At 65.2% G+C, this 24,020-nt stretch carries 23 protein-coding genes; 8 read left to right on the top strand and 15 right to left on the bottom strand.

The window, feature by feature from the left end:
* From HZZ13_RS11525 to HZZ13_RS11485, 9 genes are all read right to left on the bottom strand, one after another.
* On the bottom strand, positions 1 to 218 hold a 218-nt coding region (locus HZZ13_RS11525; RefSeq protein WP_197959714.1), incomplete at its 3' end, for a helix-turn-helix domain-containing protein.
* Positions 219 to 744: 526 nt separating this feature from the next.
* Positions 745 to 1,011, bottom strand: a complete 267-nt coding sequence (locus HZZ13_RS11520; protein ID WP_197952834.1) for a hypothetical protein — start codon at positions 1,009 to 1,011, stop codon at positions 745 to 747.
* A gap of 1,571 nt (positions 1,012 to 2,582) precedes the next feature.
* A complete protein-coding gene (gatB, locus tag HZZ13_RS11515; RefSeq protein ID WP_197959713.1) occupies positions 2,583 to 4,061 on the bottom strand; it encodes an Asp-tRNA(Asn)/Glu-tRNA(Gln) amidotransferase subunit GatB in 1,479 nt (492 codons plus the stop codon).
* Entirely contained in the window at positions 4,058 to 4,360 is a 303-nt protein-coding gene (locus tag HZZ13_RS11510) for a hypothetical protein (RefSeq protein WP_197959712.1), read from the bottom strand. Before HZZ13_RS11510 ends, gatB begins: the two co-directional genes overlap by 4 nt.
* Positions 4,351 to 5,826 carry an Asp-tRNA(Asn)/Glu-tRNA(Gln) amidotransferase subunit GatA gene (gatA, locus tag HZZ13_RS11505; protein WP_197959711.1) on the bottom strand — a complete coding sequence of 492 codons (1,476 nt, stop codon included), beginning with the start codon at positions 5,824 to 5,826 and terminating at the stop codon, positions 4,351 to 4,353. Before gatA ends, HZZ13_RS11510 begins: the two co-directional genes overlap by 10 nt.
* Positions 5,823 to 6,035 (bottom strand): hypothetical protein, encoded by a 213-nt coding sequence (locus HZZ13_RS11500; RefSeq protein WP_197959710.1) that lies wholly within the window; start codon positions 6,033 to 6,035, stop codon positions 5,823 to 5,825. The genes gatA and HZZ13_RS11500 overlap by 4 nt, the downstream gene beginning before the upstream one ends.
* Positions 6,036 to 6,049: 14 nt before the next feature.
* Positions 6,050 to 6,337 (bottom strand): Asp-tRNA(Asn)/Glu-tRNA(Gln) amidotransferase subunit GatC, encoded by a 288-nt coding sequence (gatC, locus tag HZZ13_RS11495; protein ID WP_128265297.1) that lies wholly within the window; start codon positions 6,335 to 6,337, stop codon positions 6,050 to 6,052.
* Between the two features lie 76 nt (positions 6,338 to 6,413).
* Positions 6,414 to 7,490, bottom strand: a complete 1,077-nt coding sequence (locus HZZ13_RS11490) for an NAD(P)H-dependent flavin oxidoreductase (RefSeq protein WP_197959709.1) — start codon at positions 7,488 to 7,490, stop codon at positions 6,414 to 6,416.
* Positions 7,491 to 7,631: 141 nt separating this feature from the next.
* Positions 7,632 to 8,648 (bottom strand): NAD(P)H-dependent flavin oxidoreductase, encoded by a 1,017-nt coding sequence (locus tag HZZ13_RS11485; protein ID WP_197959708.1) that lies wholly within the window; start codon positions 8,646 to 8,648, stop codon positions 7,632 to 7,634.
* 103 nt (positions 8,649 to 8,751) lie between these two features.
* Here HZZ13_RS11485 and HZZ13_RS11480 point away from each other — a divergent pair, with 103 nt between their 5' ends.
* Both HZZ13_RS11480 and HZZ13_RS11475 read left to right on the top strand, forming a co-directional pair.
* Positions 8,752 to 9,642: a LysR family transcriptional regulator gene (locus HZZ13_RS11480; RefSeq protein WP_197959707.1), complete on the top strand. Its 891-nt coding sequence runs from the start codon at positions 8,752 to 8,754 to the stop codon at positions 9,640 to 9,642.
* A 187-nt stretch (positions 9,643 to 9,829) separates the two neighbouring features.
* Complete coding sequence (locus HZZ13_RS11475) at positions 9,830 to 10,765, top strand: cyclase family protein (protein WP_197959706.1); 936 nt, start codon at positions 9,830 to 9,832, stop codon at positions 10,763 to 10,765.
* Positions 10,766 to 10,887: 122 nt separating this feature from the next.
* On the opposite strand, the gene HZZ13_RS11470 is transcribed toward HZZ13_RS11475, so the two are convergent.
* Together HZZ13_RS11470 and HZZ13_RS11465 are read right to left on the bottom strand one after the other, a co-directional pair.
* Complete coding sequence (locus tag HZZ13_RS11470; protein ID WP_197959705.1) at positions 10,888 to 13,098, bottom strand: DNA/RNA non-specific endonuclease; 2,211 nt, start codon at positions 13,096 to 13,098, stop codon at positions 10,888 to 10,890.
* Positions 13,099 to 13,368: 270 nt separating this feature from the next.
* Entirely contained in the window at positions 13,369 to 13,581 is a 213-nt protein-coding gene (locus HZZ13_RS11465; RefSeq protein WP_197959704.1) for a hypothetical protein, read from the bottom strand.
* Positions 13,582 to 13,627: 46 nt separating this feature from the next.
* Between HZZ13_RS11465 and ruvX the strand changes: the two genes are divergently transcribed.
* Positions 13,628 to 14,113, top strand: coding sequence for a Holliday junction resolvase RuvX (gene ruvX / locus HZZ13_RS11460; RefSeq protein ID WP_197959703.1), 486 nt, complete (start codon positions 13,628 to 13,630; stop codon positions 14,111 to 14,113).
* Positions 14,114 to 14,117: 4 nt separating this feature from the next.
* A complete protein-coding gene (locus HZZ13_RS11455) occupies positions 14,118 to 15,041 on the top strand; it encodes an AEC family transporter (protein ID WP_197959702.1) in 924 nt (307 codons plus the stop codon).
* Here HZZ13_RS11455 and HZZ13_RS11450 read toward each other — a convergent pair.
* Genes HZZ13_RS11450 through HZZ13_RS11440 form a run of 3 tightly spaced genes read right to left on the bottom strand, consistent with a single transcriptional unit; the run spans position 15,038 to position 18,239 of the window.
* Positions 15,038 to 15,802 carry a CPBP family intramembrane glutamic endopeptidase gene (locus HZZ13_RS11450; protein WP_197959734.1) on the bottom strand — a complete coding sequence of 255 codons (765 nt, stop codon included), beginning with the start codon at positions 15,800 to 15,802 and terminating at the stop codon, positions 15,038 to 15,040. The two genes, HZZ13_RS11455 and HZZ13_RS11450, sit on opposite strands and share 4 nt — an antisense overlap.
* A gap of 23 nt (positions 15,803 to 15,825) precedes the next feature.
* Positions 15,826 to 17,469, bottom strand: coding sequence for an acyl-CoA dehydrogenase family protein (locus HZZ13_RS11445; RefSeq protein WP_197959701.1), 1,644 nt, complete (start codon positions 17,467 to 17,469; stop codon positions 15,826 to 15,828).
* A 20-nt stretch (positions 17,470 to 17,489) separates the two neighbouring features.
* On the bottom strand, positions 17,490 to 18,239 hold the full coding sequence (locus HZZ13_RS11440) for a M15 family metallopeptidase (protein ID WP_311972625.1): 750 nt from the start codon (positions 18,237 to 18,239) through the stop codon (positions 17,490 to 17,492).
* Positions 18,240 to 18,422: 183 nt separating this feature from the next.
* Here HZZ13_RS11440 and HZZ13_RS11435 point away from each other — a divergent pair, with 183 nt between their 5' ends.
* The 4 genes from HZZ13_RS11435 to HZZ13_RS11420 all read left to right on the top strand — a co-directional run bounded on the left by HZZ13_RS11435 (position 18,423) and on the right by HZZ13_RS11420 (position 22,723).
* Positions 18,423 to 19,370 carry an aspartate carbamoyltransferase catalytic subunit gene (locus tag HZZ13_RS11435; protein WP_197952821.1) on the top strand — a complete coding sequence of 316 codons (948 nt, stop codon included), beginning with the start codon at positions 18,423 to 18,425 and terminating at the stop codon, positions 19,368 to 19,370.
* 5 nt (positions 19,371 to 19,375) lie between these two features.
* On the top strand, positions 19,376 to 20,677 hold the full coding sequence (locus HZZ13_RS11430; RefSeq protein ID WP_197959732.1) for a dihydroorotase: 1,302 nt from the start codon (positions 19,376 to 19,378) through the stop codon (positions 20,675 to 20,677).
* Between the two features lie 47 nt (positions 20,678 to 20,724).
* Positions 20,725 to 21,321: a glycerol-3-phosphate 1-O-acyltransferase PlsY gene (gene plsY / locus HZZ13_RS11425; protein WP_197959700.1), complete on the top strand. Its 597-nt coding sequence runs from the start codon at positions 20,725 to 20,727 to the stop codon at positions 21,319 to 21,321.
* A gap of 205 nt (positions 21,322 to 21,526) precedes the next feature.
* Positions 21,527 to 22,723 (top strand): patatin-like phospholipase family protein, encoded by a 1,197-nt coding sequence (locus tag HZZ13_RS11420; protein ID WP_197959699.1) that lies wholly within the window; start codon positions 21,527 to 21,529, stop codon positions 22,721 to 22,723.
* On the opposite strand, the gene HZZ13_RS11415 is transcribed toward HZZ13_RS11420, so the two are convergent.
* Entirely contained in the window at positions 22,715 to 23,959 is a 1,245-nt protein-coding gene (locus HZZ13_RS11415; RefSeq protein ID WP_197959698.1) for an amidase, read from the bottom strand. The two genes, HZZ13_RS11420 and HZZ13_RS11415, sit on opposite strands and share 9 nt — an antisense overlap.
* Positions 23,960 to 24,020 lie beyond the last annotated feature (61 nt).

Genomic DNA, 24,020 nt, shown 5'->3' with positions numbered 1-24,020 from the left:
TCGAGCTGCTGCGGCAGCTGGTTGGCGTAGCGCACCGGCCGTCGCGACCGGTCCGTCAGGGCCTCGAGCCCGTGTTCCTTGTACCGGCCAAAGATCTTGTAGCCGGTCTTCCGCGATATGCCGAACTCCCGGCATACGTCCGTCATTGCCTCGCCGTCCAACAGCCGGGCGACAAACCGCAGGCGCTCATCCATCACCGAACTCGCTTTCCACGGCATCTACACCTCCCGCAGAACAAAAGCGGAAAGTGTAACCCATGTGTCCGGTACGAAATGTCACCTATGTCTCGGGCCGCTCAAGCAATCGCGGACGCACAATCAAGGTCTCTGCGCACGTTCAGCGGAAAGCGACGGCGCGAACCCGATACGCAAGTTCAGCGCAAGGATGAGCGCGGCGAGCCCCGCGCGATTCGCGGGCTCCTTGTATAGGCGGGCGCCCACCTAAATGCCGGATCACCAAACCCGCCAATGCGAGGGCGATATCAGCACGGCCTCACCGGCCCAGACATTGAACCAGATGCCGCCCTTGCGCCGGCATGGAAAGGACCAGGGCACAATTCCTGTTTTGTGCAGGCGCCCGAGCTCCAGGTCGCACTCGTCGGGAGCGATCTGAATCGGCAGCCATCGTCCATTCGTAGCCTGGTTGCTCATGCCGTCGGATTTTAGGCGGCGGCATGACGAAGAGACTTGCTTCAGCGCAACCGGGCCTCTCCCCTGCGAATACGGGTCAGAGGCGATTCTCACCTCAGTGCGCACAGACCCAGGCCCTCGCCTCGCGCTGCGCGACCGAGATCTCGGCGTCCGACATCTGTCCGGCAATTTCCTGGCGCAGCGCCACGGCGTCCTTGCGGCCCTTCAGCGCGGCGAGATTGAACCATTTGTGCGCGGCGACGAGATCGACGATGCCGGAGCGGCCGCTCGCCCAATAGATACCGCGCTCGAACAGCACGTCCGACAGCGCGCTCGCATCGACCGGCGTTGCCGTCTCCAGATCGAAAGTACCCTGAAACATCACGCATCCCCTTTGTTCTTGTGCCGCCTCGTCCCCCGAGCGCGGCTCCCGTCCAACTCTGATGTGCATGACCCTTCCGGGGATCGTGCACTGTTCAACTCTTCCCCATCGCCGTTTGCCGGCTCGTTGGAGGCGATGATGGCGGGCAAATTTGAATGGCAGTTTAAGTATCGCGATGAAGCAGACGTAAACGCGGGCGCGCGTCTCCTGCGCCAAGAATTCAAGAAGCCCCTGATTCGCAGGCACTTCTGTCATTTGTCAGCTTCGGTTTACCCTGGGATTTCAGGACATCGATAACCATCGCGCGCGGTGGCGCGGGTCCTGTGATTGCTTCCCTCCAACTGTCGCCACGCGCGACCTCGGCTACGCCAGGGCTTCGCCGGGCCATGCGGTCTCGGGCCGCCGAAGCTTCGGCGAAGGCGGCAGGCGGGTGACCCAGTATTCCAGCGGCCGCAATCGCCCCCCGAGAAGCCGCGGCGTACTGGATTGCCCGGTCGGAGCCGGGCGATGACCCGCGAATGGAGGTGCGGCGTGCGAACAGTGCAATGAAGGCGCAGCCCCTCGCCTGCCGGCAGACAGAGCAAAGACGTCCGCGCGGCGACGTCAATCAGATCAGCAATGTCGGGAGGAAAGGAATGCCGGCAATGCCCCGGCTTCAAGTGAACGAGGGCGTCGGCGAACACGTCAGGACCAGATTCCACTTCGGCCCGAAGGCCTGTCGTGAAATTGCGGAGCCCTTTGAAGAGAACCGCACCGAACGAAGAAAACTCGTTTCTTCTGCCGGACCGCGAAAGAGAACGGTCCGACCGTTGACCTGATGTCTCGCCGACACCCTCTATCGTCGACCAGAACCTCTAGGAGGTGCTGATGACGTGCCGGCTATCTGGAGCCGGCAACTTCAGAAGCGAAGTTACTTCTTCTTCTTCGCGACCTTGCGGGTCTTCTTCGCAGTCTTCTTCACTGCGCTCTTCGCCTTCTTCGCCTTCTTCGCTTTCTTGGCCATGTTGCCCTCCGATGTGTGAGATGGCTTTAATCGCTGCGTGCATTCGGGGATCGAATGCACTTCATCCCGAATACACCAACACGAAGAAAAAAACAGCTTCTCGCTTAAAGAAGTGTTGACGCAGCAAGGCGCCTGCGCTTGGCGGGCGCGACGCAGGCGCTTCGTGCGACGTGCACTTGCGATCATGCAGAGTGCTCGCATCATCGACGTTCGCGAACGATGCGATTGCACGAAAACACTATGCAGCAAGTATTTTTTCGCACGCGCGCATCGCGCACGATCAACGCGACGATGCGCATCGACAATCGCGCGATCGCCTCGCGAAAGCGCTTCGCGGACTCTGAGTCGCGACTTTTGGCAACGAAAATATTTTCATGCTTAACGGCGCAGGCGCTCGCGGAAGCGCGTTCAAGCCGCCGTTTCGGGCGAATCGCGCGGCGGCGATTCGGCCGCCGCGTCGCCGTCGATCGGGATGGAGTTGGCCGTTGGAGGATGCGCGCGAGCGTCGCACCGAGAGCCAAGGCGAGGTGACGAGACGTGTCCGTCACCTCGTTCGAATGCGCAAGGCTTAGACGCCGAGCTTGGACTTGAGCAGTTCGTTGACGCTCTGCGGGTTGGCCTTGCCGCCGGACGCCTTCATCACCTGGCCGACGAACCAGCCGAGCGATTGCGGCTTGTCCTTCACCTGCGCCGCCTTGTCGGGATTGGCCGCGATGATGTCGTCGACCACCTTTTCGATCGCCGAAAGGTCGGTGACTTGCTTCATGCCGCGGCTTTCGACCAGCGCGCGGGGATCGCCGCCTTCCTGCCAGACGATCTCGAACAGATCCTTGGCGATCTTGCCCGAGATCGTGCCCTCGCCGATCAGGTCGATGATCGCAGCCAGCTGCCCGGCATTGACGGGCGAGGCCATAATATCCCGGCCTTCCTTGTTGAGACGGCCGAACAGCTCGTTGATGACCCAGTTCGCCGCCATCTTGCCGTCGCGGGCGCGGCTCGCCAGCTTGTCGAGCACCGTCTCGTAGAACAGCGCGCTCTCGCGCTCGGCGACCAGCACGCTCGCATCATAGGCCGACAGGCCGAAATCGGCGACGAAGCGCGCCTTCTTCTGGTCCGGCAGCTCCGGCAGCTTCGCCTTCAGCGCGTCGACGAATTCCTGGCCGAACTCCAGCGGCAACAGGTCGGGGTCGGGGAAGTAGCGATAGTCGTGCGCCTCTTCCTTCGACCGCATCGAGCGCGTCTCGCCCTTGTTGGGATCGAACCGGCGCGTCTCCTGCTCGATCTGCCCACCATCCTCTAGGATCTCGATCTGGCGCCGCGCTTCGTATTCGATCGCCTGGCCGATGAAGGCGATCGAGTTCATGTTCTTGATCTCGCAGCGGGTGCCGAGCGGCCCGCCGGGCCTGCGCACGGAGACATTGACGTCGGCGCGCAAGGATCCCTTCTCCATGTCGCCGTCACAGGTGCCGAGATAGCGCATGATCGAGCGCAGCTTGGTCACATAGGCCTTGGCCTGCTCGGCGTCGCGGATATCAGGCTTGGAGACGATCTCCATCAGCGCCACGCCACAGCGGTTGAAATCGATGTAGGACAGCGACGGCGAGCGGTCGTGCAGCATCTTGCCGGGATCCTGCTCCAGATGCAGCCGCTCGATACCGATCGTGGCCGTCTTGCCGCCGTCGAGATCGATGATCACCTCGCCCTCGCCCACGATAGGCGATTTGTACTGGCTGATCTGGTAGCCCTGCGGCAGGTCCGGATAGAAATAGTTCTTGCGGTCGAACACCGAGCGCAAGTTGATCTTCGCGTTGAGGCCGAGCCCGGTCCGGACAGCCTGTCTGACGCATTCCTCGTTGATGACGGGCAGCATGCCCGGCATCGCGGCATCGACCAGCGACACGTGGCTGTTCGGCTCGCCGCCGAAGGCGGTGGACGCGCCCGAGAACAGTTTCGCGTTCGAGGTCACTTGGGCGTGGATCTCCATGCCGATGACCATCTCCCAGTCACCGGTTGAGCCCTTGAGAAGCTTGTGCGTGGCCGTGCTCATGTCCTGCTCCCGAGCAGCGTGGCAGCGATCCGCTGCCACTCCGCTTCCAATGAATCCTTTGCCGCGGGCTGGCCGGCCTGGCGATACCAATAGCCGGCATTGCCGAGATCGCCTTCGACGCGGTGCAGGTAGGCATGCACCCAGGCCGCCTCGCGGCTGCTCTCGTCCTGGACGATCCTGTGCGCGCGGTCCCAATCGCCCTTCGCCGCCCACCAGAGGCCGGCGAGCGGCGCGCTCAAGTCCGGCGCGGGCGCCGCGCCGCCGAGGCTCGCGATGAAATCGGCGACATTCACCACCACCTCGCGGGCGTGAAGCGGCCGGCGGCCTGCTCGATCACCTCGCCGAGCGAGAACAGCGTCTCCTCATCGAACGGACGGCCGATCAGTTGCAGCCCGAGCGGCAGCCCCTGCGCGTCCTTGCCGGCGGGCACCGCGATGCCCGGCAGGCCCGCCATGTTCACGGTCACCGTGAAGATGTCGTTGAGATACATCTCGACCGGATCGGCGCCGCCCTTCTCGCCGATGCCGAAGGCCGCCGACGGCGTCGCGGGGGTGAGGATCGCGTCGACGCCCCTGGCGAAGCAGTCCTCGAAGTCCTTCTTGATCAGCGTGCGCACCTTCTGGGCGCGCAGGTAATAGGCGTCGTAATAGCCGGCCGAGAGCACGTAGGTGCCGATCATGACGCGGCGGCGCACCTCTGCCCCAAAGCCTTCGGCGCGGGTGTTCTCGTAGAGCTCGATGATGTTCTTACCCTGCTCGCGCAGGCCGTAGCGCACGCCGTCGTAGCGCGCGAGGTTCGACGAAGCCTCCGCCGGCGCCACGATATAATAGGCCGGCAGCGCGTATTTGGTGTGGGGTAGCGACACCTCGATGAGCTCGGCACCGGCCGCCTTCAGCCACGCCGCGCCCGCTTCCCACAGCTTCTCGATCTCGGCCGGCATGCCGTCGAGGCGATACTCCTTGGGAATGCCGATCTTCATGCCCTTCACGGACTTGCCGATCGCCGCCTCGTAATCCGGCACGGGGATATCGACCGACGTCGTGTCCTTCGGATCGTGTCCGGCCATCGAGCGCAGCAGCATCGCGGCATCGCGTACGCTGCGCGCGATCGGACCTGCCTGGTCGAGCGAGGAGGCAAAGGCGACGATGCCCCAGCGCGAGCAGCGGCCATAGGTCGGCTTGATGCCGACGGTCGCGGTGAACGCGGCCGGCTGGCGGATCGAGCCGCCGGTGTCGGTCGCGGTCGCGCCCATGCAGAGCAGCGCCGCCACGGCCGAGGCCGAGCCGCCGGACGAGCCGCCCGGCACCAGCGTCGTGTTGCTCCCCTCGCGCCGCCAGGGATTGCCGACGGGACCGAAGCACGAGGTCTCGTTGGCCGAGCCCATCGCGAACTCGTCATTGTTGAGCTTGCCGAGCATCACCGCGCCGTCGCGCCAGAGCTGCGAGGTAACGGTGGACTCATAGGTCGGCACGAAATTGCCGAGGATCTTCGAGCAAGCCGTGGTGCGCACGCCCTTGGTCGCGAACAGGTCCTTGATGCCGAGCGGGATGCCGGCGAGCAGGCCGCCCTCGCCTTTGGCGATCTTCTGGTCCGCGGCCTTGGCCATGTCGCGCGCCTGGTCCGGCGTCTCCATCACGAAGGCGTTGAGCACGCGCGCAGCTTCGATCGCGGAAAGATGCGCATCCGTGAGCTCGAGCGACGTGAAAGTTTTTGCCGAAAGACCCTTGCGGGCCTCGGCGAGCGTCAGCGATGTCAAATCGGTCATTTATTGATCGGGCTGCAGAAGAACGGAGACAGGGTCTTGTCGTTGGCCGGGTCGTCTTTTTGGGCGGCGGCTTTCGCGGCCGCCTCGATCTCGTCGAGCACGGCATTGACGGCGACGTTGGGATCGGCAGCCTTGCCCTGCCGCTCCATCTTGTCGAGGTAGTTCATGTAGGCCTGATAGGCCTTCTCATCGTCGCAAAGCAGGCACATCGGACCCAACCTGTTTATTCAACGACCTTCGGCACCAGGAAGAAGTGGCCTTCGGTCGCGGGCGCGTTGGCAACGATATCGTCGGCGATCTCGCCGTCATCGACCACGTCCTGCCGCTTCTTCATCTGCATCGGGGTGACCGAGGTCATCGGCTCCACGCCCTCGACATTGACTTCCGAGAGCTGCTCGACGAAAGCGAGCATGGCGTTGAGCTCGCCCTGCAGATGCGGAACCTCGTCCTCGGAAACCGCGATGCGCGCCAGATGCGCGATGCGGCGGACGGTAGCGGCGTCGACGGACATTATATAAGGCCTCTTACGGCAAAACCTATGTGCCGTATAGCAGAGGCCGGTTTTGCGCCGCAACCGGCGCTTCCCCCTATCCGGCGAGGGCCTTCATGCGCCCCAGCGCCGATTTGGCGAGATCCCGGGTCAATTCGGCGGCGGGGAGCTCGCGGCCCAGCGCAACGGCCTGCCCTGCCCAGAGGTTGGTGAAATCCACCCTGCCCTGCTTTTCGGCAGCCGCCTTCAGCGGCCCCAACGCCGTCGCGGCGTGAGGAAACGGCGGCGCATCCGGCGAGATCGGGCCGGCCTCGCGCATCAGTCGGTTCTGCACCCCGCGCGCAGGCCGGCCGGTCATGACGTTGGTGATGACGGTGGATTCGTCGTCGGCCTCGGCCAGCGCCTTGCGACCGCCCGCGCTGACCTTGGACTCCGGGCAGCGCAGATAGGCGGTGCCGATCTGCACGCCGGAGGCGCCGAGTGAAAAGGCCGCGGCAATGCCACGCCCATCGGCGATGCCGCCCGCCGCGATCACCGGCACCTTCACGGCATCGACGACCTGCGGCACCAGCGCGAAGGTGCCGGGCTGCCCGGCGATCTTGTCGGTCAGGAACATGCCGCGATGGCCGCCCGCTTCCGCACCTTGCGCGATCACGGCATCGACGCCGCGCTCTTCCAGCCAGACCGCCTCGTTCACCGTCGTCGCCGACGAGATGACGAGGCAGCCGGCTGCCTTCACCCGATTGAGGAGCGCCTGCTCCGGCAGGCCGAAATGGAAGCTGACGACCTCCGGCCTCAGCGCCTCGACCACCTCGCAGAACGCCGCATCGAACGGCGCGCGGTTCGCAGCCGTGATCGGCGCCGAGGGATCGAGACCATGCTCGGAGTAGTAGCCCGCAAGGCGCTGCTTCCACCGCGCCTCGGCTTCGCGCGTCAGCTCGAGCGGAGTGTGGCAGAAGAAGTTCATGTTGACCGGCGCCTTGACGCGCTGGCGAATGAGGCCAACCTGCTCGCGTGCCTTGTCCGGCGAGATCATCGCACACGGCAGCGACCCCAGCGCGCCGCCCTGCGCAGCCGCGATCACCAGCTCCGCATCCATCACGCCCGCCATCGGCGCCAGCACGATCGGGAATTCGGTCTTGAACAGGTCGATCAGTCGACGGTCAGGCCACATGGTTGTTCTCTCTCGTTTTCCTTACCCTCCCCTGGAGGGGGAGGGTCGATCGCGCGAAGCGCGAGCGGGGTGGGGTGATCTCTCCACACGAACAGTGCCCGAGTGGAGAGATCACCCCACCCCGCCACGCATTTCGCTTCGCTACATGCGCAGCGACCCTCCCCCTCCAGGGGAGGGTGAAAGATTCTGCGGCGCCGTCGCGGAGTTACGCCGCCCAACAAGAAGCTGCTCCGCCTCCGCCGCAATCCGCTCGACGATCTCGGCCGCCGGTGGGATATCATGAATCAACCCAACCGCCTCGCCCGCGATCACGGCCGCGACATCGAAATTGCCCGCCGCCTTTGCCGCCGCATACTCGGCCGCGACCGTAGCGACATTCTGCATCAGCTCGACCTCACGGCCGATCCAGCGCTGCGCATGATCGTTGACCAGGCACCGCCCGGTGAACGGCGCCGGCCAGACATTGTTGCGGGAGAGATCGAAGATGATGCCGCGCACGGTCGAACCGGAGTGCGCCACGCAGATGCGGCGCTTGGCCTCCTCCGCGCCGTCGGCCTCCTGGCTGGCATAGAAGCGCGTGCCGAGCAGCACGCCGCTCGCGCCCAGCATCATCATGGCAGCGAGGCCGCGCCCGTCCGCGATGCCGCCGGCCGCCACCACGGGAACGCGCCCCGCGGCGAGATCGACAATGGCGGGCACGAGGTCGACGGTGGTGCGCGAAGCGCCATGACCGCCCGCCTCGGTACCTTGCGCGATCAGGATGTCGGCACCGGCATCGAGCGCCTGCCGCGCCATCGCTTCATCCTGAACCTGGCAGATCAGGCGCGCGCCGGCGGACTTGATCTTGGGCGCGAACGGCGCGGGATCGCCGAACGACAACATGATCGCATCTGGTTTTGCCGCGAGCGCGACGTCGAGAAGCTCGGGCCGTTTGGCGAGGCTCCAGGTGATGAAGCCGACCCCGAACGGTGCACTGAGGTCGGCGAGCTTCGCCGTCTCCTGCTCCAGCCACACCCGCTCGCCGTAGCCGCCGCCGAGAATGCCGAACCCGCCGGCGCGGCTCACCGCCGCGACCAGACGGCTGCCGGCGATGACATCCATCGGCGCCAGCAGGATCGGATGCTCGATCGCCAGCAGCGTGGTCAGCGACGTCGTCATCGGCTTGGCTCCTCCCCGATCTGGACAGCGAGATTAAGCGCGACTAGCATTCTCGAAAATTGAATTGTTGTGAACGCTGCCATCTCGAAAGCGAAACGACGCCATGGAACTCAGCGATTTCAAGACCTTCGCCGCCGTCGCCCGCACCGGCGGCATCACCCGCGCCGCCGAAGAGCTCAACACGGTCCAGTCGAACGTCACCCAGCGGGTGAAGGCGCTGGAGGCGGAGATCGGCACGCCACTGTTCGAGCGGCACTCGCGCGGCATGACGCTGACCGGTGCTGGCAAGCGCCTGCTCCCCTATGCGCAAAAGATGGCGGCGCTGTCGCGCGAAGCCTTGCTCGCCGCGCGCGACGATGGCGAGCCGAAAGGACCGCTCGCGATCGGATCGATGGAGACCACGGCCGCGGTGCGGCTGCCGCCGCTGCTCGCCGATTTTCACCGCCGCTTCCCGGCCGTGCGCCTTTCCTTGCGCACCGCGCCGACCGCCGACCTCGTTGCCAGCGTGCTCGACGGCGCGCTCGACGGCGCCTTCGTCGCAGGGCCCATCACGCATGACGACCTCACCGCGACGAGCGCATTCCGCGAAGAGCTGGTGCTGGTCAGCGCGCGCCGCTGGGCTTCGCTCGCCGAGCTGCGCGCCGGCACGCCGGAATCGGGTCCGACCGCGCTGGTGTTCCGCACTGGCTGCACCTATCGCCAGCGGCTCGAACAGATCTTCGTCGAGTTCGGCTGGCCGTCGGCGGCGCGCTTCGAGCTCGGCACGCTCGACGGCATGATTGGCTGCGTCGCCGCCGACATGGGCGTGACGCTGCTGCCGCTCGCCGTCGTGGAACGCAGCGCGATGAACGGCGCCGTCGCCGTCCACACGCTGAGCCCGTCACATGCCCGTGTCGAGACACTCTTCATCCAGCGCCGCGCCGGACATCAATATAGCGCGCTGAGCGGTTTTGCCGATTGCCTGAAGAAGGACGAGGACGTCATCGCAGCCTGACGGAGCGCCAACGTTCCACACCACGAAATTCGTCACAAATCGATCGCGTTTGAATCGATCCGCGCTGCGCCTGCCATCGCAGCGCAGCACTTCGAAAAGCTTTGAAGCCAGCGCTCCTTCTACGTTAGGATGAGTGACTGGCCAGCGCGAAACCAAAAACGAAGCCAAAACATCGGGAGGACTATTGATGCGCAATACGCTCGTGTTGTGCTGCGTCGCCGCGTTGTCGGCGATTTCAGGAACTGCAAGCGCACAGGACTGGACCAAATCGAAATGGGGGCCGAACGACGAGATCGGCGCCGCCAACTACATGACGCCCGAGCTCGTGGTGAAGGCGGCATCGCTGGTGAAGACCGGCAAGACCTACGCCCTCGGTATCCCCGTCACACCGCAGACGCCTGCCTACCCTCCGCGCACCTTCAAGCTCACCATCGTGCAGCCGGGACAGGCCGGCAGCCCGGGTCTCGGCCCCAACAAGGCGACCTACAACGACGACATCCTCGACACCTGGGTCGGCATCGGCAGCCAGCTCGACGGGCTCGGCCATCTCGGCATCGAGCACGTCTATTACAACGGAAACAAGCTGGCCGATTTCGCCGATCCCAATGGCTTGAAGAAGCTCGGCATCGAGAAGGTGCCGCCGATGGTCACCCGCGGCGTGCTGCTCGACATGGCCGCCTATTTCAAGACCGACGTGGTGAAGGAAGGCACCGCCTTCAACGTCAAGGAGATCGAGGAAGCCGCCAAGCAGCAGAACGTCGAGATCCGGCAGGGCGATGTCGTCATCTTCCACACCGGCTGGCTCAGCCTGATCGGCAAGGACGACAAACGCTACTCGGCCGGCGAACCCGGCCTCGGCGTCGAAGGCGCGAAGTACCTCACCGGCAAGGGCGTCGTCGCGGTCGGCGCCGACACCTGGGGGCTCGAGGTCCTTCCGTTTGAAGGCAAGACCGTATTCGAGGTCCACCAGATCCTGCTCGCGATGAACGGGACCTATATCCTCGAGAACATGGACACCGCGGCGCTCGCCCGGGACAAGGGCTACGAATTCCTGTTCGTGCTGGGCCAGCCGCGCTGGACCGGCGGCGTGCAGGCGATGATCAACCCGATCGCGATCCGCTGACCGCCACACGCGTAACTGGCGAAAGAAAGCTGGGTGAGGTCTTGCAGTGTCTCGATAGAGAGCACCGCTGCCCTCACCCGAATTTCACGCCGGTTTCGCTGCTTGGCGCAACGAAGCGTTACTCAGAGTCGAATGTCCTCGTAGGACTCGATCCGCCGCGGACCGACCGAGGTCGCCTCGTGCGAATCCGCATCAATGAGATTGCCGAAATCCAGCTTGGTCAACCTCGTCAGGTCCGCGATCGAGACCTGGAAGACGCTGACATCCTCCTCCGACATCCGCTCGCGCAGATCCATCTCCTGGATGCGATCGATCTCCATGATCAGCTTTCGCTGGCTCATGAGGAAGGCCGCCGCCTTGAGAGCGTCGTCATCCTCGTTGCGTCGGATCAGGATCTTCCAGAAATATTTCGGGATTTGAACGCCGCCGAAGCTCGGATCCTTGTGCGGCCGGCCCGCCGGATTGGGCAGATCGGATGCATCGGCGTCGGGCCCGTCGAATACCGGACCATTCATGACGATGCCCTTCTCCGCGCCTTCGAGCAGGACATCGCGCGTGTAATCCTCCAGTCCCGCCCACAGCTGCTTGCCCTGATTGAACGAGAAGAACTGGGGCGAGCAATTGGTGAAGTGGAAGGAATCGTCGCCATGCTGCTTGGCTGCGGCAACGGTGTCGCCCCAGGTCGCATCCAGGCGGCGCACGAGATGACCACGGTCGAACGGATTCTTGCTGCGATCCGCCTCGAAGGTGGCCTGCTTGCGGTAGAACTCGTCGCCGATCTGGGCATCGTCGTCGATGCGTGGATCGCGCAGCCAGGAATCACCCTCGCGCTTGCCGACGTCCTGCTGCTTGCCGCCGTCTATGTTGACGCAGCTGAAGAAGGCGAGCCGGCGCTCCTTGTTCATGACCACGCTGTAGTTGAAATATTTCAGCTCGGATTGCCTGGAGCTGCCCTTGAGCATCGCGATCTTGGATTTGAGGGAGGCCGGAATCTCCGGCAAGGGCACCGAGAATTTGCCGGTGCCAAGGAAGTTCGCCTTGTATCCGGGACGCGATTTCAGCGTGCTCTGATCGATGTGCACGGCTTCCATCGGCAGGCCGTTATTCGCGCTGATGTGAGGCAGCAGCCCGGCGGGCGGGGTGATCAAAGGCGTGCCGCCGTTCTGCGTGCCGCCGTTTTTCGCCCCTCCGTTGCCGCCCACAGGTCCCGGCGGCACGAGCGGAATGTCCTTCCTGAACATCGGCAAGGGCACGCGGATAGGGACCACCAGCGAGGTTCCGTCGAGGGACTGCTCGACCCAGACATTGGCACCGAAAGCAGGCGCGGCAGCCGGTGGCCGGACTTTCGCGCTCTCTTGCCGGATCGGCGGCTCCTCCTCGTCCAGCACCGGCTTGATGAGGGGATGGGAGCCGACGGCAACCCTGAGATCGGCGACGATCGCGCTGATCCGGATGCCTTCATTGGCGATCCAGTCGATCATGGATTCGTCCATCGACGGTTTCCATACCTTGCCGTCCTTGCTCAGGGTGCGGCCCTGCGCATCCTTGCGGGGAACGCCGCTGTGATGCAGGGCGACCACCTGCCAGAAGCGGTTGAACGCGGGCGAGCCCGACGATCCCGCCGTCGTGTCGGTGTTGTACCAGAGGAAGTCGCCGACATATTTGAGCAACTTGTTCTCACGGACGCAGACCTGCTTCATCTGCCCGCTCGGATGCTGGATGATGGTGAGGTACTCGCCGGGGTCTGCCTTGCCGGGCGCACCGCTGAGCGGCAACCATCCGAAGTCCTCTAGCTCCTCCCCGCCCGACAGCGAGGTCGGCGCCACCGCGACGACCGTAAAATCCAGCCTGTCGTTGGTGTAGAAGAACTTGCCCGGCTCGAAGCCGAACCGCACCGGCACGCGCTCCTGCCCGGAGACGTCGAGCTCATAATTGAAATCGGCGATCGAATTGGCTGCCTCGGCCGGCTTGCCGAAGACGTGATGATTCGTCATCAACAGGCCCGGGCCAACCAGGAAGCCCGAGCCATAGCCGAGCAGGTTCGACTTGAGATCCCTGACCTGGATGCGGCAGACCGAGCGCGAGGCCGCGGTCCCCTTGGCGAGATAATTGATGCTGTCGAGATCATTGCCCTGGATGATCCGCTCCAGGCCAATCTCGGCCTTCTCCACGTCCTGCGTCTCGGCCAGCAGCTGGCGCTGGCGCAGGCGCATCTTTTCGACGGTCATCTCGATCGGACCGTCGCCCAATTTCCGGTTCAAGGCTTCAGGTGAGAACTCGGCTTGCTTGAATCGCCGTTCTGAGCCCGCGATCAGGCTTGGCTTGATGAGCATCGTGACCCTCATATGACTGAGCAAGTATTGGATGTGGTCGGGGCGCCCAAAAAATTGCGCCAAGGTTGCAGCGCGGGCCAGACTGCCGGTCGCTGCGGTTTTTTTGGAAATCGGGGGGCGTAAACCCCACACTACTTTAGACCTACATATTGACTGCCACGCAACCAAAGACGCGGCATCATGCCATGGTCTGCAACGTCACCGTGTGAGATATCCCACACATGATCGATGCATCACGATTTCGCGCGCTGCTTGCGACCCTCAGGCGATCTAGGGCTTCAGGTACCAGCGCCGCAGCGCCACGAGGGACCAGATCGCCTCGACGAGACCGAAGGGCCAGGCGCCCTGAAGGAAGCCGTAGGCCGAGCCGAGCGCGCAGGATGCGGCGAACAGCAGCACGAACCAGTGGCTGCAATCCTCCAGGGCGTAAGTGACCAGCATCGCCGTGACGGCGAACAGGCCAAATAGTGTCAGCGCATCCATGTTTCGGGTTCACTCTGCAGCGCGACACATGATATGCGCTAAATCCATGCCGGCTCTTATCCTCACCTTGGTCGAAGCAGCAACCCGTTGGCCCGAACGCGGCGCGCTGGTCGGGCTCGATCTGGGCACCAAGACCATCGGCGTTGCCGTGTCCGACCCCGACCGCCGCTTGGCCACCGGTGTCGAAACGATCCTGCGCAAGCAGTTCAAGCACGACGCCGCCAGGCTGCTTGCCATCGCCGCCGAGCGCAAGGCGGTCGGCTTCGTGCTCGGCCTGCCCATCAACATGGACGGCAGCGAGGGACCGCGCGCGCAATCGACCCGCGCCTTCGCGCGAAATCTGGCCGGACTGACCGCGCTGCCAATCGGTCTCTGGGACGAGCGCCTCTCGACCGCGGCGGTCGAGCGCGAGCTGATCGGCATGGACGTCAGCCGCGCCAAGCGCGCCGAGGTGATCGACGAGCACGCCGCGATCTTCATCCTGCAAGGCGCGCTCGATCGCCTGGCAAACCTGCGCAAAGGACCCGGCTGATCCCATGGCCGTCGTCGTTGCGGCGCTGCTGCCCGTCTTCATCCTCATCGTCCTCGGCGTGGTGCTCAGGCGCAGCCTGATGCGGCTGGACACGCAGTGGCACGGGCTGGAGCGGCTGACTTATTTCGTGCTGTTTCCGATGCTGCTGATCCAGACGCTGGTGAAGGCGGACCTCACGAAGGTACCGATGGCCGGGGTCGGCGGCGCGCTGCTGCTGGCGGCGCTGGCGATGTCGCTGCTGTGCCTCGCATTGCGCCCGGCTCTGTCCCGGCTCGACATCGACGGCCCCGCCTTCACGTCGATCTTCCAGGGCGCGACGCGGTGGCAGACCTATGTCGCCCTCTCCGTCTCCGCCAACATGTTCGGCGATGTCGGGTTGGCGCTGGCTTCGGTGGCGATGGTTGCGATCATCCCGCTGGTCAACGTGTTCAGCGTCGCGGTGCTCGCGCACTATGCGTCGCCCGAAAAGCAGTCGGTGCGCGCCATCGTCATGACGGTGATCCGCAATCCGCTGATCTGGGCTTGCGCCATCGGGCTCTTCATCAACGTTACCCATCTGCCGCTGCCAAAGCTCTGGCATGAGGTTGCCGACGCGCTCAGCCGTTCCTCGCTCGCCATCGGCCTGCTCGTCACCGGCGCCGGGCTGCATCTGGAAGGCCTGCTGCGCCCGAGCGCCGCCGCCGCGATCGGCGTCGGCTTCAAGCTGTTGCTGATGCCTGCACTCGCCCTCGCGCTTGCCGTTTGGTTCGGCCTGTCCGGCGAGAGCCTTGCGATCGTCGCGATCTGCGCGGCGGTGCCGACCTCGCCCAGCGCCTATGTGCTGGCCCGCCAGATGGGCGGCGACGCGCCGCTGCTCGCGCAGATCATCACGCTGCAGACGATCCTGGCCGCGATCACGATGCCGATCGCGATCGCGCTGGCGGCCTAGCCCCCCAGCCACATCGTCAGCACCACCGCGGTCAGATTGTTCAGCGCGTGCAGCGCGATCGTGAGCCAGAGCGATCCGGCGCGGTAGCGCATGTAGCCGAACCACAGGCCGATGGTGAAGACCTCGGCGAGGAAGTACATGTCGTATTGCAGGTGGACGACGGTCCAGACCAGCGACGACAGCAGGATCGCGCCTGACGACCGCAAAAAGCTCGCCGACCAACCGCGGTAGAGGAAGCCGCGCGCCAGAACCTCTTCCGACATCGGCGCCGCCACCGCGAATGCGGCCAGCAGCAGCAGCGCGGCGCCCTTATCGCGGCCCGATTTCAACAGATCGGTCATGAAGCCCGGCGTCGCCTCGCGGCCGAGCGCGCGCGACATCGTCTCCCAGAGCAGCACGATCAGGATGAGGCCGACGGCACCGAACAGCAGCTGCTTCCAAGACGGCCAATGCAGCGCGAGATAGTCGACGAAGGAGGCCTTCTTGATGCGAATGGCGAGCCAGACCGCAAGCAACGTCGCCGGCAGCCCCATGATCACCGAGAGCGCGAGCGTCTGGGGTTCGCGGCCGACGAGCTGAAGCGAGGCCAGGTCGATGGGAAGACCACGCAGCGCCGCCAGCGCAATCACGGCACCGATCTGCCCGACGAACATCGCAACGAAGATGAAGAGGCCCCACAGCGCCGTGCCCCAGAACTTCCAGACACGCGGCGTCGCCGCCGTCTCAATCAGCGGCGGATGATCGGGATTGAGGGAGTCCATCAGGAGGCTTTCGTTTTGGAGACTCACGGCAGCGCCCGCTCCAGCAGCGCGCGCGCCTCGCCGCTCTCCAGCTCGACGGCGCCGTACATGCTGGCGTGATTGGCCGCAAGACGCGTGCTCGCGAACAGTTCGGCATTGTGTGGAAACACGCCATTGAGCGCCGCGGTCGCGGCCAGCAGTGCCAGCTTCTCGACCGCAAGCCGCGCGACGCGCTCGCCGTCGACGCGCCGAAACGTCTTGCCGATGAAACTGACCGCCGCGTCCGCCCCCGGCAGCCCCTTGGTCTCGGCCGCCAGCGCTTGCAGCACCGCCATCGCCGCCTCGCCTTCGCGCGAGAGCGCGCGGAGCACGTCGAGGCACATCACGTTGCCCGAGCCTTCCCAGATCGCGTTGACCGGCGACTCGCGATAATGCCGCGCCAAAATGCCGTCCTCGACATAGCCGTTGCCGCCGAGGCACTCCATCGCCTCGAAGAGGAACGGCGGCGCGCTCTTGCAGGTCCAGTATTTGATCGCGGGCGTGAGCAGTCGCATATAGGCCGCCTCCGCCGCATCGAGCGGCGTGCGGTCGAAGGCGCGGCAGAGCCGCATCACCAGCGCCGTGCTCGCCTCCACATGCAGCGCCATGTCCGACAGCACGGCCTGCATCAATGGCTGATCGGCCAGATGCTTCTGGAACACGCTGCGGTGGCGGGCGTGGTGCAGCGCATGCGCAAGCCCCGAGCGCATCAGGCCCACGGAGGCGATCGCACAATCCTGTCGCGTCAGCTGCACCATCTGGATGATGGTGCGGATGCCCTTGCCCTCCTCGCCGACCCTTTCGGCATAGGCGCCGACGAACTCGACCTCGGAGGAGGCATTGGAACGGTTGCCGAGCTTGTCCTTCAGCCGCTGGAACTGGATGGCGTTGACCGATCCATCCGGCGCGAAGCGCGGCATGAAGAAACAGGTCAGCCCGCCTTCGGCCTGTGCCACCACCAGGAACGCATCGCACATCGGCGCCGACATGAACCATTTGTGGCCGGTGATGCGATAGCCGTCGCCGTCGCGCACCGCACGCGTCATGTTGGCGCGCACGTCGGTGCCGCCCTGCTTCTCGGTCATGCCCATGCCGAGCGTCATGCCGCGCTTCTCCCACCACGGCGCAAAGCTCGGATCGTAGCTCCTGGTCGACAGCACCGGCATTAGGCGCGCGAGCAAGTCGGGCTGCATTGCCAGCGCGCCGACGGAGGCGCGCGTCATCGTGATCGGGCAGAGGTGGCCGGTCTCGACCTGGGCTGCCATGTAGAACTTTGCGGCACGAATGACCTCGGCGCCATCGCCCTCCGGCTTGCCGTCCGCGGTCCAGGTGGAATTGTGCACGCCGGCATGCGCACTGTGCGCCATCAGCTCGTGATAGGCCGGATGAAACTCGACCTGGTCGCGACGATTGCCCTTGGCGTCGAAGCTGCGCAGCTTCGGCGTGTTCTCGTTCGCAAGGCGCCCGCGATCGGCCATCGCCGCCGAGCCCCAGTGCCTGCCGAACTCGGAGAGCTCACGCTCTGCCGCCGCGCCGCCATTGGCCCTGACCGCCTCGACCAGCGGCCGGTCCACGGCGAAAAGATCGACGTCCTCGAATGGCGGCGACTGGTTGAAGACCTCGTGGGTCGCAAATGTGGGCTGGATCATCTTGCGTCCTCGGCGCGGAATCAGTTCCGCCGCGGCTGGATCGGGAAATCATAGGCCGCCCCGCCCGCCCCCGGCAGCGAAAAATGCCACCACTCCTTCGAATAGTTCACAAAGCCTTGCCTGGCCATCGCAGCCACCAGCCGCTTGCGCCAGGCACGCTGCTCCGCATTGATCGAGGTTGCGGCGGTATGCCCCTTCGGGTCGGTACAGTCATAACCCGTGCCCATATCGACGCTGCCCTCCGGCGCCCGCGCTTCGACCGGCGCCGTGCAGTCGGCATAGGTCTTGGTTGGATCATATTTGGCGGAATTGTCCGCCCTGAGATCGACCAGCGTCAGATCGAGCGCCGCACCGGTTGAATGCTGCGAGCGGCTGGCAATGTAGCCGAGGCGGAACAGCTCGGTCTTCGCAATCTTCGGATTGTAGCGCCGCTCCGACGCGGTCTCGCGGCCGTTCTGCGACCACTTCACCATGTCGAGCGAGGCCCGCGCCGGCCGGTAGCAGTCGAACATCTTGAGCGAGAGATTTTGTGCGGCCAGCTCCTGCTGCACCGCTTTCAGCCGCAGCCCGACCTCGCGCTTCACCACGCATTCGCCGGCGTCGTAGCCGGCGAGCGGACGGCCGACGAAATTGTTCGACGTGGCGTAACGGATGTCCTGGATGATGCTGGGATCGATGTCGCGCAGATAGACGAAGTCGCCGGGGAGCGATTGGGCTGCCGCTGAGGAGAGGCTGGCGATTACCGCAAATATTGAGAGAATTGTTTTCACGACGTGTCTTTCAGTGTCATTCCGGGGCGATGCGAAGCATCGAACCCGGAATCTCGAGATTCCGGGTCTGGCGCTTGCGCGCCATCCCGGAATGACTGTGCGGGAGACAGATCAGGGGATAACTCGCCGCCCGCCGTTTGCCCCTTGCTCCCCCCGCCGTCCGCCCCTATAGCTCTGCTTTTAATGACATCGAAATCGACCTTCGTCCTCGGCCACCGGCATTTGCTGGGCATCGAGGGCCTTTCCGCGGCCGACATCAGCGGCCTCCTCGACCTGTCCGAAGAGTATGTCGAGCTCAACCGCCAGGTTGACAAGAAGCGCACCGTCCTGCGCGGACGGACGCAGGTGAACCTGTTCTTCGAGGCCTCGACCCGGACCCAGTCCTCGTTCGAACTCGCGGGAAAGCGGCTCGGCGCGGACGTCATGAACATGTCGGTGGCCTCCTCGTCCATCAAGAAGGGCGAGACACTGATCGACACTGCCATGACGCTGAACGCCATGCACCCGGACATCCTGGTGATGCGCCATCACGCCTCCGGCGCGGTGGAACTGCTGGCGCGCAAGGTCGACGGTTCCGTGATCAATGCCGGCGACGGCGCGCACGAGCATCCGACCCAGGCGCTGCTCGACGCGCTCACCATCCGCCGCAACAAGGGCCGTATCGAGGGGCTCGTGGTCGCGATCTGCGGCGACGTGCTGCATTCGCGCGTCGCCCGCTCCAACATCATCCTGCTCAACACCATGGGCGCCCGCGTTCGCGTCGTCGGTCCCTCCACGCTGCTGCCGCCGGGCATCGAGCGGATGGGCGTCGAGGTCGCGCGCGACATGCGCGAGGGTCTCAACGGCGCGGACATCGTCATGATGCTGCGGCTGCAGCGCGAGCGCATGAACGGCTCCTTCGTGCCGTCCTCGAGCGAATACTTCCACTATTTCGGGCTCGACCAGAAGAAGCTCGCCTACGCCAAGCCGGACGCGCTCGTGATGCATCCCGGCCCCATGAACCGCGGCGTCGAAATCGACACCGCGGTCGCCGACGGTGCGCAATCCCTGATCCGCGAGCAGGTGGAGATGGGGGTGGCGGTGCGCATGGCGGTGCTGGAAGCGCTTGCCCGTAACCTGCCGAACGCGTGATGCCGATGCTGATCGATCGCCGCCCCATCCTGCTCGCCAATGCCCGCGTCGTCGATCCCTCCAGGGATTTCGACGGCGTCGGCGACGTCCTGATCGCCGACGGCACCATCCGCGAGACCCGCCGCGGCATCGGCGCTGCCGGCGTCCCCGAGGGCACCGACATCGTCAATTGCTCCGGCAAGATCGTCGCACCCGGCCTGATCGACATGCGCGCCTTCGTCGGCGAGCCCGGCTTCAGCCACCGCGAGACCTTTGCCACCGCGAGCCAGGCGGCCGCGACCGGCGGCATCACCACCATCATCTGCCAGCCCGATACCTTGCCGGTCATCGACAATTCGGCGACGGTCGATTTCGTGATGCGCCGTGCCCGCGACACCGCGATCGTCAACATCCAGCCGATGGCCGCCCTTACCAAGGGCATGCACGGCCAGGAGATGACCGAGTTCGGCCTGCTCAAGGCCGCAGGCGCCGTCGCCTTCAGCGATGGCGCCAGAAGCGTGACCAATGCGCAGGTGATGCGCCGCGCGCTGACCTATGCGCGCGATTTCGACGCGCTGATCGTGCATCACACCGAGGACCCCGATCTCGTCGGCGAGGGCGTGATGAACGAGGGCGAATTCGCCTCGCGGCTCGGCCTTGTCGGCATCCCGAACGCCGCCGAAGCCGTGATGCTGGAGCGCGATCTGCGCCTCGTCGCCCTCACCGGCGGCCGCTACCACGCGGCGTCGCTCACCTGCATCGATTCCCTCGACGTCCTCCAGCGCGCCCGCGACGCCGGACTCGCCGTCAGCGCCTCGGTATCGATCAACCATCTGGCGCTGAACGAGAACGACATCGGTCCTTACCGTTCGTTCCTGAAGCTGTCGCCGCCGCTGCGCACCGAGGACGACCGCCGCGCCCTGGTGGCGGCAATCGGCTCCGGCCTGCTCGACGTCATCATGTCCGACCACAATCCGCAGGACGTCGAGGTCAAGCGCCTGCCGTTCGCGGAAGCTGCGCCCGGCGCCGTCGGGCTTGAGACCATGCTGCCGGCCGGCCTGCGGCTGGTGCATAATGGCGAGATCGAGCTGAAGACGCTGATCCGCGCGATGTCGACCCGTCCCGCCGAGCTGCTCGGCCTGTCGGGCGGAACCCTGCGCGCCGGCAGCCCGGCCGATGTCATCGTGATCGACCCCGATGTGCCCTGGGTGGTCGATCCCGCCGACCTCAAGTCGCCCTGCAAGAACACCCCGTTCGACGAGGCCCGCTTTACAGGCCGGGTGGTGCGCACCATTGTCGGCGGACGAACGGTCTATGAGCATGTCTGAGCTGCGGCTTCATTCGACGTGGAGAATGGGCCTTGGGAGGTGCTGCCATGGCGCTTGAACCGTTTCTGCCGGTGGCTTTCGTCATCGGCTATCTGCTCGGCTCGATTCCGTTCGGGCTGATCCTGACCAGGCTCGCGGGCACCCAGGATATCCGTTCGATCGGCTCCGGCAGCATCGGCGCCACCAACGTGCTGCGCACCGGACGCAAGAGCCTCGCCGCGGGCACCCTGCTGTTCGACGCGCTGAAGGGCACCGTCGCCGTGGTGATCGCCGGCTACATCGCAGGCCCCAATGCCGCAATGGTGGCAGGGCTTGGCGCTTTCTTCGGCCACCTCTTCCCGGTCTGGCTCAAGTTTAAGGGCGGCAAGGGCGTCGCGGTCTATATCGGCATCCTGCTGGGGCTGTTCTGGCCGGGCGCCGTCGTGTTCTGCCTGCTCTGGCTGGCGACCGCCTTCACCACCCGCTATTCCTCGCTCTCGGCGCTGGTGGCGGCATTCATCACACCGATCTTCCTGTGGTGGTTCGGCCACCTCGCATTGTCGGCACTGGCAGCAGTGCTGACGCTGCTGTTGTTCTACGCGCATCGCGAGAACATCAAGCGCCTGCAAGCCGGCAAGGAAAGCCGGATCGGCGAGAAGGCGTAAGAAGCGTTTTCGAGCGAAGTGGACGCCGTCTCAAAACGCCCAAACAAGAAGCTGAAGTCGGAAGTACTACGGATTCCGCCACACCCCTTCCGCATTATATGCGAAATCCTGTTCGCAATTGTCCTGCGAGTCACGGCAGGCTGTAGCGAACGGGTTCCATGCCTGTCATCCTGACACGGGAAACGGCGTTAGGCGGTTGCTCAGAATGAGCGGGAAGATTGTCGGCGCAAATGACGGCGTTGGTTCGCTCGGTGCTTCCGGCACTGCAGCAAGCCGGCTGCTCTCGGCGACCAATATCTGGTCCGACGCGCCGCCGCCCGTGCCTGCCCCTGCTGCACGGCCAGCGCCAAAGCCGGAGCCCGCCGTCAAGCCCGACGCTCCGCTCGATGTCGTCGTCACCAAGGCTGCACCAGTCGCGCCCACCCGGGCGCGTTCCGAGCAATGGCCGCCGCGCAGACTTTCGCTGGCGCTGCAGGGCGGCGGCACCTTTGCCGCCTTCACCTGGGGCGTGCTGGAGCGGCTGCTCGAAGAGACTGATATCGAGATCGACACCGTCAGCGGCGCCAGTGCCGGCGCCATCAATGCGCTGCTGCTCGCTTGCGGCCTCGCCGAAGGCGGCCGCGAAGGCGCCCGTTCCAGGCTGAACCGGTTCTGGGTCCGGCTGATGCACGAGGCCTCGTTCCGCTCGTTGATGCTGATCGGCGGCTTTTCGCCCGCGGGAAGCTCGGTCGCATTCGGCCCGACCCTGCGCTCCGGCCAGTTCGATCCGTTCGATCTCGATCCGCTGCGGCAGGCGGTCTCCCGCGACATCAACTTCTCCGTCCTGCGCGATGCGCGGTGCCCGAAGCTATTGATCGCGGCGACGCGGATCCGCGACGGGCAGCAGCAGATTTTTGGCAACGAGGCCATCACCGCCGATGTCGCGCTGGCCTCGACCTGCCCGCCTCTGGTCCATTGTGCGGTCGAGATCGACGGCGAAGCCTATTGGGACGGCGGCTTTGGCGGCAATCCGCCGCTGCTGCGCCTGGTGCAGGACACGGCGGCAACGGATCTGCTGCTCGTCCAGGTCACACCGACGCGCGACAGCTACGTGCCGATCACGCTCGCCGCGATCGACCGCCGGCTCGACCAGATCGCGGCCAACGCCGCGCTCAATGCCGAGATCGCCGCGATTGAATGGGCGCAGTCGCACATGGCCTCTCCGCTGCGGCTCACCAGGATCGCGGCGGAAGACAATGTTGACGGCCTGGCGCAGCGCTCATCGACCGATCTCGGCCGCGGCTTCATTCGCCTGCTGCACCGGAGCGGTCGCGAGGCCGCCGAGCGCTGGCTGGGACAACGTGCAAGGGCCGGCTCAGCGCCCGCTCAGGCTGCTGCTCCTTCCGAACCTGCACTAGCCTGATTTCGCCAGCGCCTCCTCCAGGAACCAGGCCGCCGCGAGCGCGAGCGGATCGTTGCCGAAGCGCGCGATCACCTGCACGCCGACAGGCAGGCCACCGACCTTGAGCACCGGCACGTTGACGCAAGGATTGCCCATCAGCGTCCACAGCCGGTTGTAGCGGGGATCGCCGGTGGTCGCGAGCTCCTTGGCCGGCGCGGTGCCGGGCGCGGAATAGGTCAGCAGCACGTCGAAGCCTTCGAACAATTCACTGAGCTCGCGGCGGCCGCGACGGCTGATGCGGCGCGCCTCGTCATAGTCCTTCGCCGTCAGATGGGCCGTCGCATCGAGACTGGCGCGCAGCATCGGCGCGATCTCGTCGTGACGTTCCGAAAATTCCCAGGCGAGCGCGCGATGCGCCTCATAATCCTGGATGATCGGGTGGATGCGCCAGGCCTCCTGCACCGCCTCGGGCAGATCGATGGTCTGCACGCTGGCACCGGCGCGCATCGCCGCATTGATCGCAGCCTGCAGCCCCTCTTCGGCCGCCGGCTCCACGGCGCCGGCGAACTCCTGCCTGACCACGCCGATGCGCGGCGCCTTGGCTGGACCGATAGCGTCGAATTCCGTGCAGCCGGTGATCGCCAGCAATCCGCGCGCGAGATCTTCCGCGCGGCTGCCGAACAGGCCCACCGTGTCGAGCGCCCACGAATAACACTTGACGCCGACTGTCGGCAGCATCCGGAACGACGGTTTGATCGCGGCCGTCCCGCAATAGGCCGCGGGCCGGATCACCGAGCCGCCGGTCTGGGTGCCCAGCGCCAGCGGGATCATGCCGGCGCCGACGGCTGCCGCCGAGCCCGAGGACGAGCCGCCAGGCGAATGGGCCGTATTGTGCGGATTGCGCGTCGCCGTCGGATCGCGCGAGGCGAATGCTGTGGTCGTCGTCTTGCCGATGATGGTAGCGCCTGCCCGCTTCAGCATCATCACGACAGGCGCATCGGCGCGCGGCTGCCAGCCGCGATAGATCTCCGAGCCCATCTCGGTCGGCATGTTGGCGGTGTCGATGATGTCCTTGATGCCGACCGCGATGCCGCGCAGCGGGCCGGAGGCTTGCGCCCTCGCCGATTTGTCGTGCCGGACGAAGGCCTGGACGTCCTTCTCCTTGGCCTCGATCGCCGCATGTGACTCGGCGATTGCAACCTCGGGCGATAACTCGCCGGATTCAATACGGCGCTGGAGGTCGGCGAGTGAGATCATGGCAACATCCTTCTTATTGTGACGCTTTTAGCATCGCAGCGAGGTCGTGCAAGCGCACGTC

Origin of the sequence: Bradyrhizobium agreste, assembly GCF_016031625.1 — a bacterium.
GTDB lineage: Bacteria > Pseudomonadota > Alphaproteobacteria > Rhizobiales > Xanthobacteraceae > Bradyrhizobium > Bradyrhizobium agreste.
Note: the sequence above shows the minus strand (reverse complement) of the source record. Positions and strands in the feature narration are given on the sequence as shown.

What these genes read in the sequence shown, in the direction of transcription:
- HZZ13_RS11470 (WP_197959705.1), bottom strand. Translation starts at nt 13,098, where the DNA reads ATGCTCATCAAGCCAAGCCTGATCGCGGGCTCAGAACGGCGATTCAAG.
- HZZ13_RS11485 (WP_197959708.1), bottom strand. Translation starts at nt 8,648, where the DNA reads ATGACGACGTCGCTGACCACGCTGCTGGCGATCGAGCATCCGATCCTG.
- HZZ13_RS11480 (WP_197959707.1), top strand. Translation starts at nt 8,752, where the DNA reads ATGGAACTCAGCGATTTCAAGACCTTCGCCGCCGTCGCCCGCACCGGC.
- ruvX (WP_197959703.1), top strand. Translation starts at nt 13,628, where the DNA reads ATGCCGGCTCTTATCCTCACCTTGGTCGAAGCAGCAACCCGTTGGCCC.
- HZZ13_RS11475 (WP_197959706.1), top strand. Translation starts at nt 9,830, where the DNA reads ATGCGCAATACGCTCGTGTTGTGCTGCGTCGCCGCGTTGTCGGCGATT.
- HZZ13_RS11445 (WP_197959701.1), bottom strand. Translation starts at nt 17,469, where the DNA reads ATGATCCAGCCCACATTTGCGACCCACGAGGTCTTCAACCAGTCGCCG.
- HZZ13_RS11465 (WP_197959704.1), bottom strand. Translation starts at nt 13,581, where the DNA reads ATGGATGCGCTGACACTATTTGGCCTGTTCGCCGTCACGGCGATGCTG.
- plsY (WP_197959700.1), top strand. Translation starts at nt 20,725, where the DNA reads ATGGCGCTTGAACCGTTTCTGCCGGTGGCTTTCGTCATCGGCTATCTG.
- HZZ13_RS11435 (WP_197952821.1), top strand. Translation starts at nt 18,423, where the DNA reads ATGACATCGAAATCGACCTTCGTCCTCGGCCACCGGCATTTGCTGGGC.
- HZZ13_RS11520 (WP_197952834.1), bottom strand. Translation starts at nt 1,011, where the DNA reads ATGTTTCAGGGTACTTTCGATCTGGAGACGGCAACGCCGGTCGATGCG.
- HZZ13_RS11450 (WP_197959734.1), bottom strand. Translation starts at nt 15,802, where the DNA reads ATGGACTCCCTCAATCCCGATCATCCGCCGCTGATTGAGACGGCGGCG.
- HZZ13_RS11415 (WP_197959698.1), bottom strand. Translation starts at nt 23,959, where the DNA reads ATGATCTCACTCGCCGACCTCCAGCGCCGTATTGAATCCGGCGAGTTA.
- HZZ13_RS11420 (WP_197959699.1), top strand. Translation starts at nt 21,527, where the DNA reads ATGAGCGGGAAGATTGTCGGCGCAAATGACGGCGTTGGTTCGCTCGGT.
- HZZ13_RS11490 (WP_197959709.1), bottom strand. Translation starts at nt 7,490, where the DNA reads ATGTGGCCTGACCGTCGACTGATCGACCTGTTCAAGACCGAATTCCCG.
- HZZ13_RS11430 (WP_197959732.1), top strand. Translation starts at nt 19,376, where the DNA reads ATGCTGATCGATCGCCGCCCCATCCTGCTCGCCAATGCCCGCGTCGTC.
- gatA (WP_197959711.1), bottom strand. Translation starts at nt 5,826, where the DNA reads ATGACCGATTTGACATCGCTGACGCTCGCCGAGGCCCGCAAGGGTCTT.
- gatC (WP_128265297.1), bottom strand. Translation starts at nt 6,337, where the DNA reads ATGTCCGTCGACGCCGCTACCGTCCGCCGCATCGCGCATCTGGCGCGC.
- HZZ13_RS11500 (WP_197959710.1), bottom strand. Translation starts at nt 6,035, where the DNA reads ATGTGCCTGCTTTGCGACGATGAGAAGGCCTATCAGGCCTACATGAAC.
- HZZ13_RS11455 (WP_197959702.1), top strand. Translation starts at nt 14,118, where the DNA reads ATGGCCGTCGTCGTTGCGGCGCTGCTGCCCGTCTTCATCCTCATCGTC.
- gatB (WP_197959713.1), bottom strand. Translation starts at nt 4,061, where the DNA reads ATGAGCACGGCCACGCACAAGCTTCTCAAGGGCTCAACCGGTGACTGG.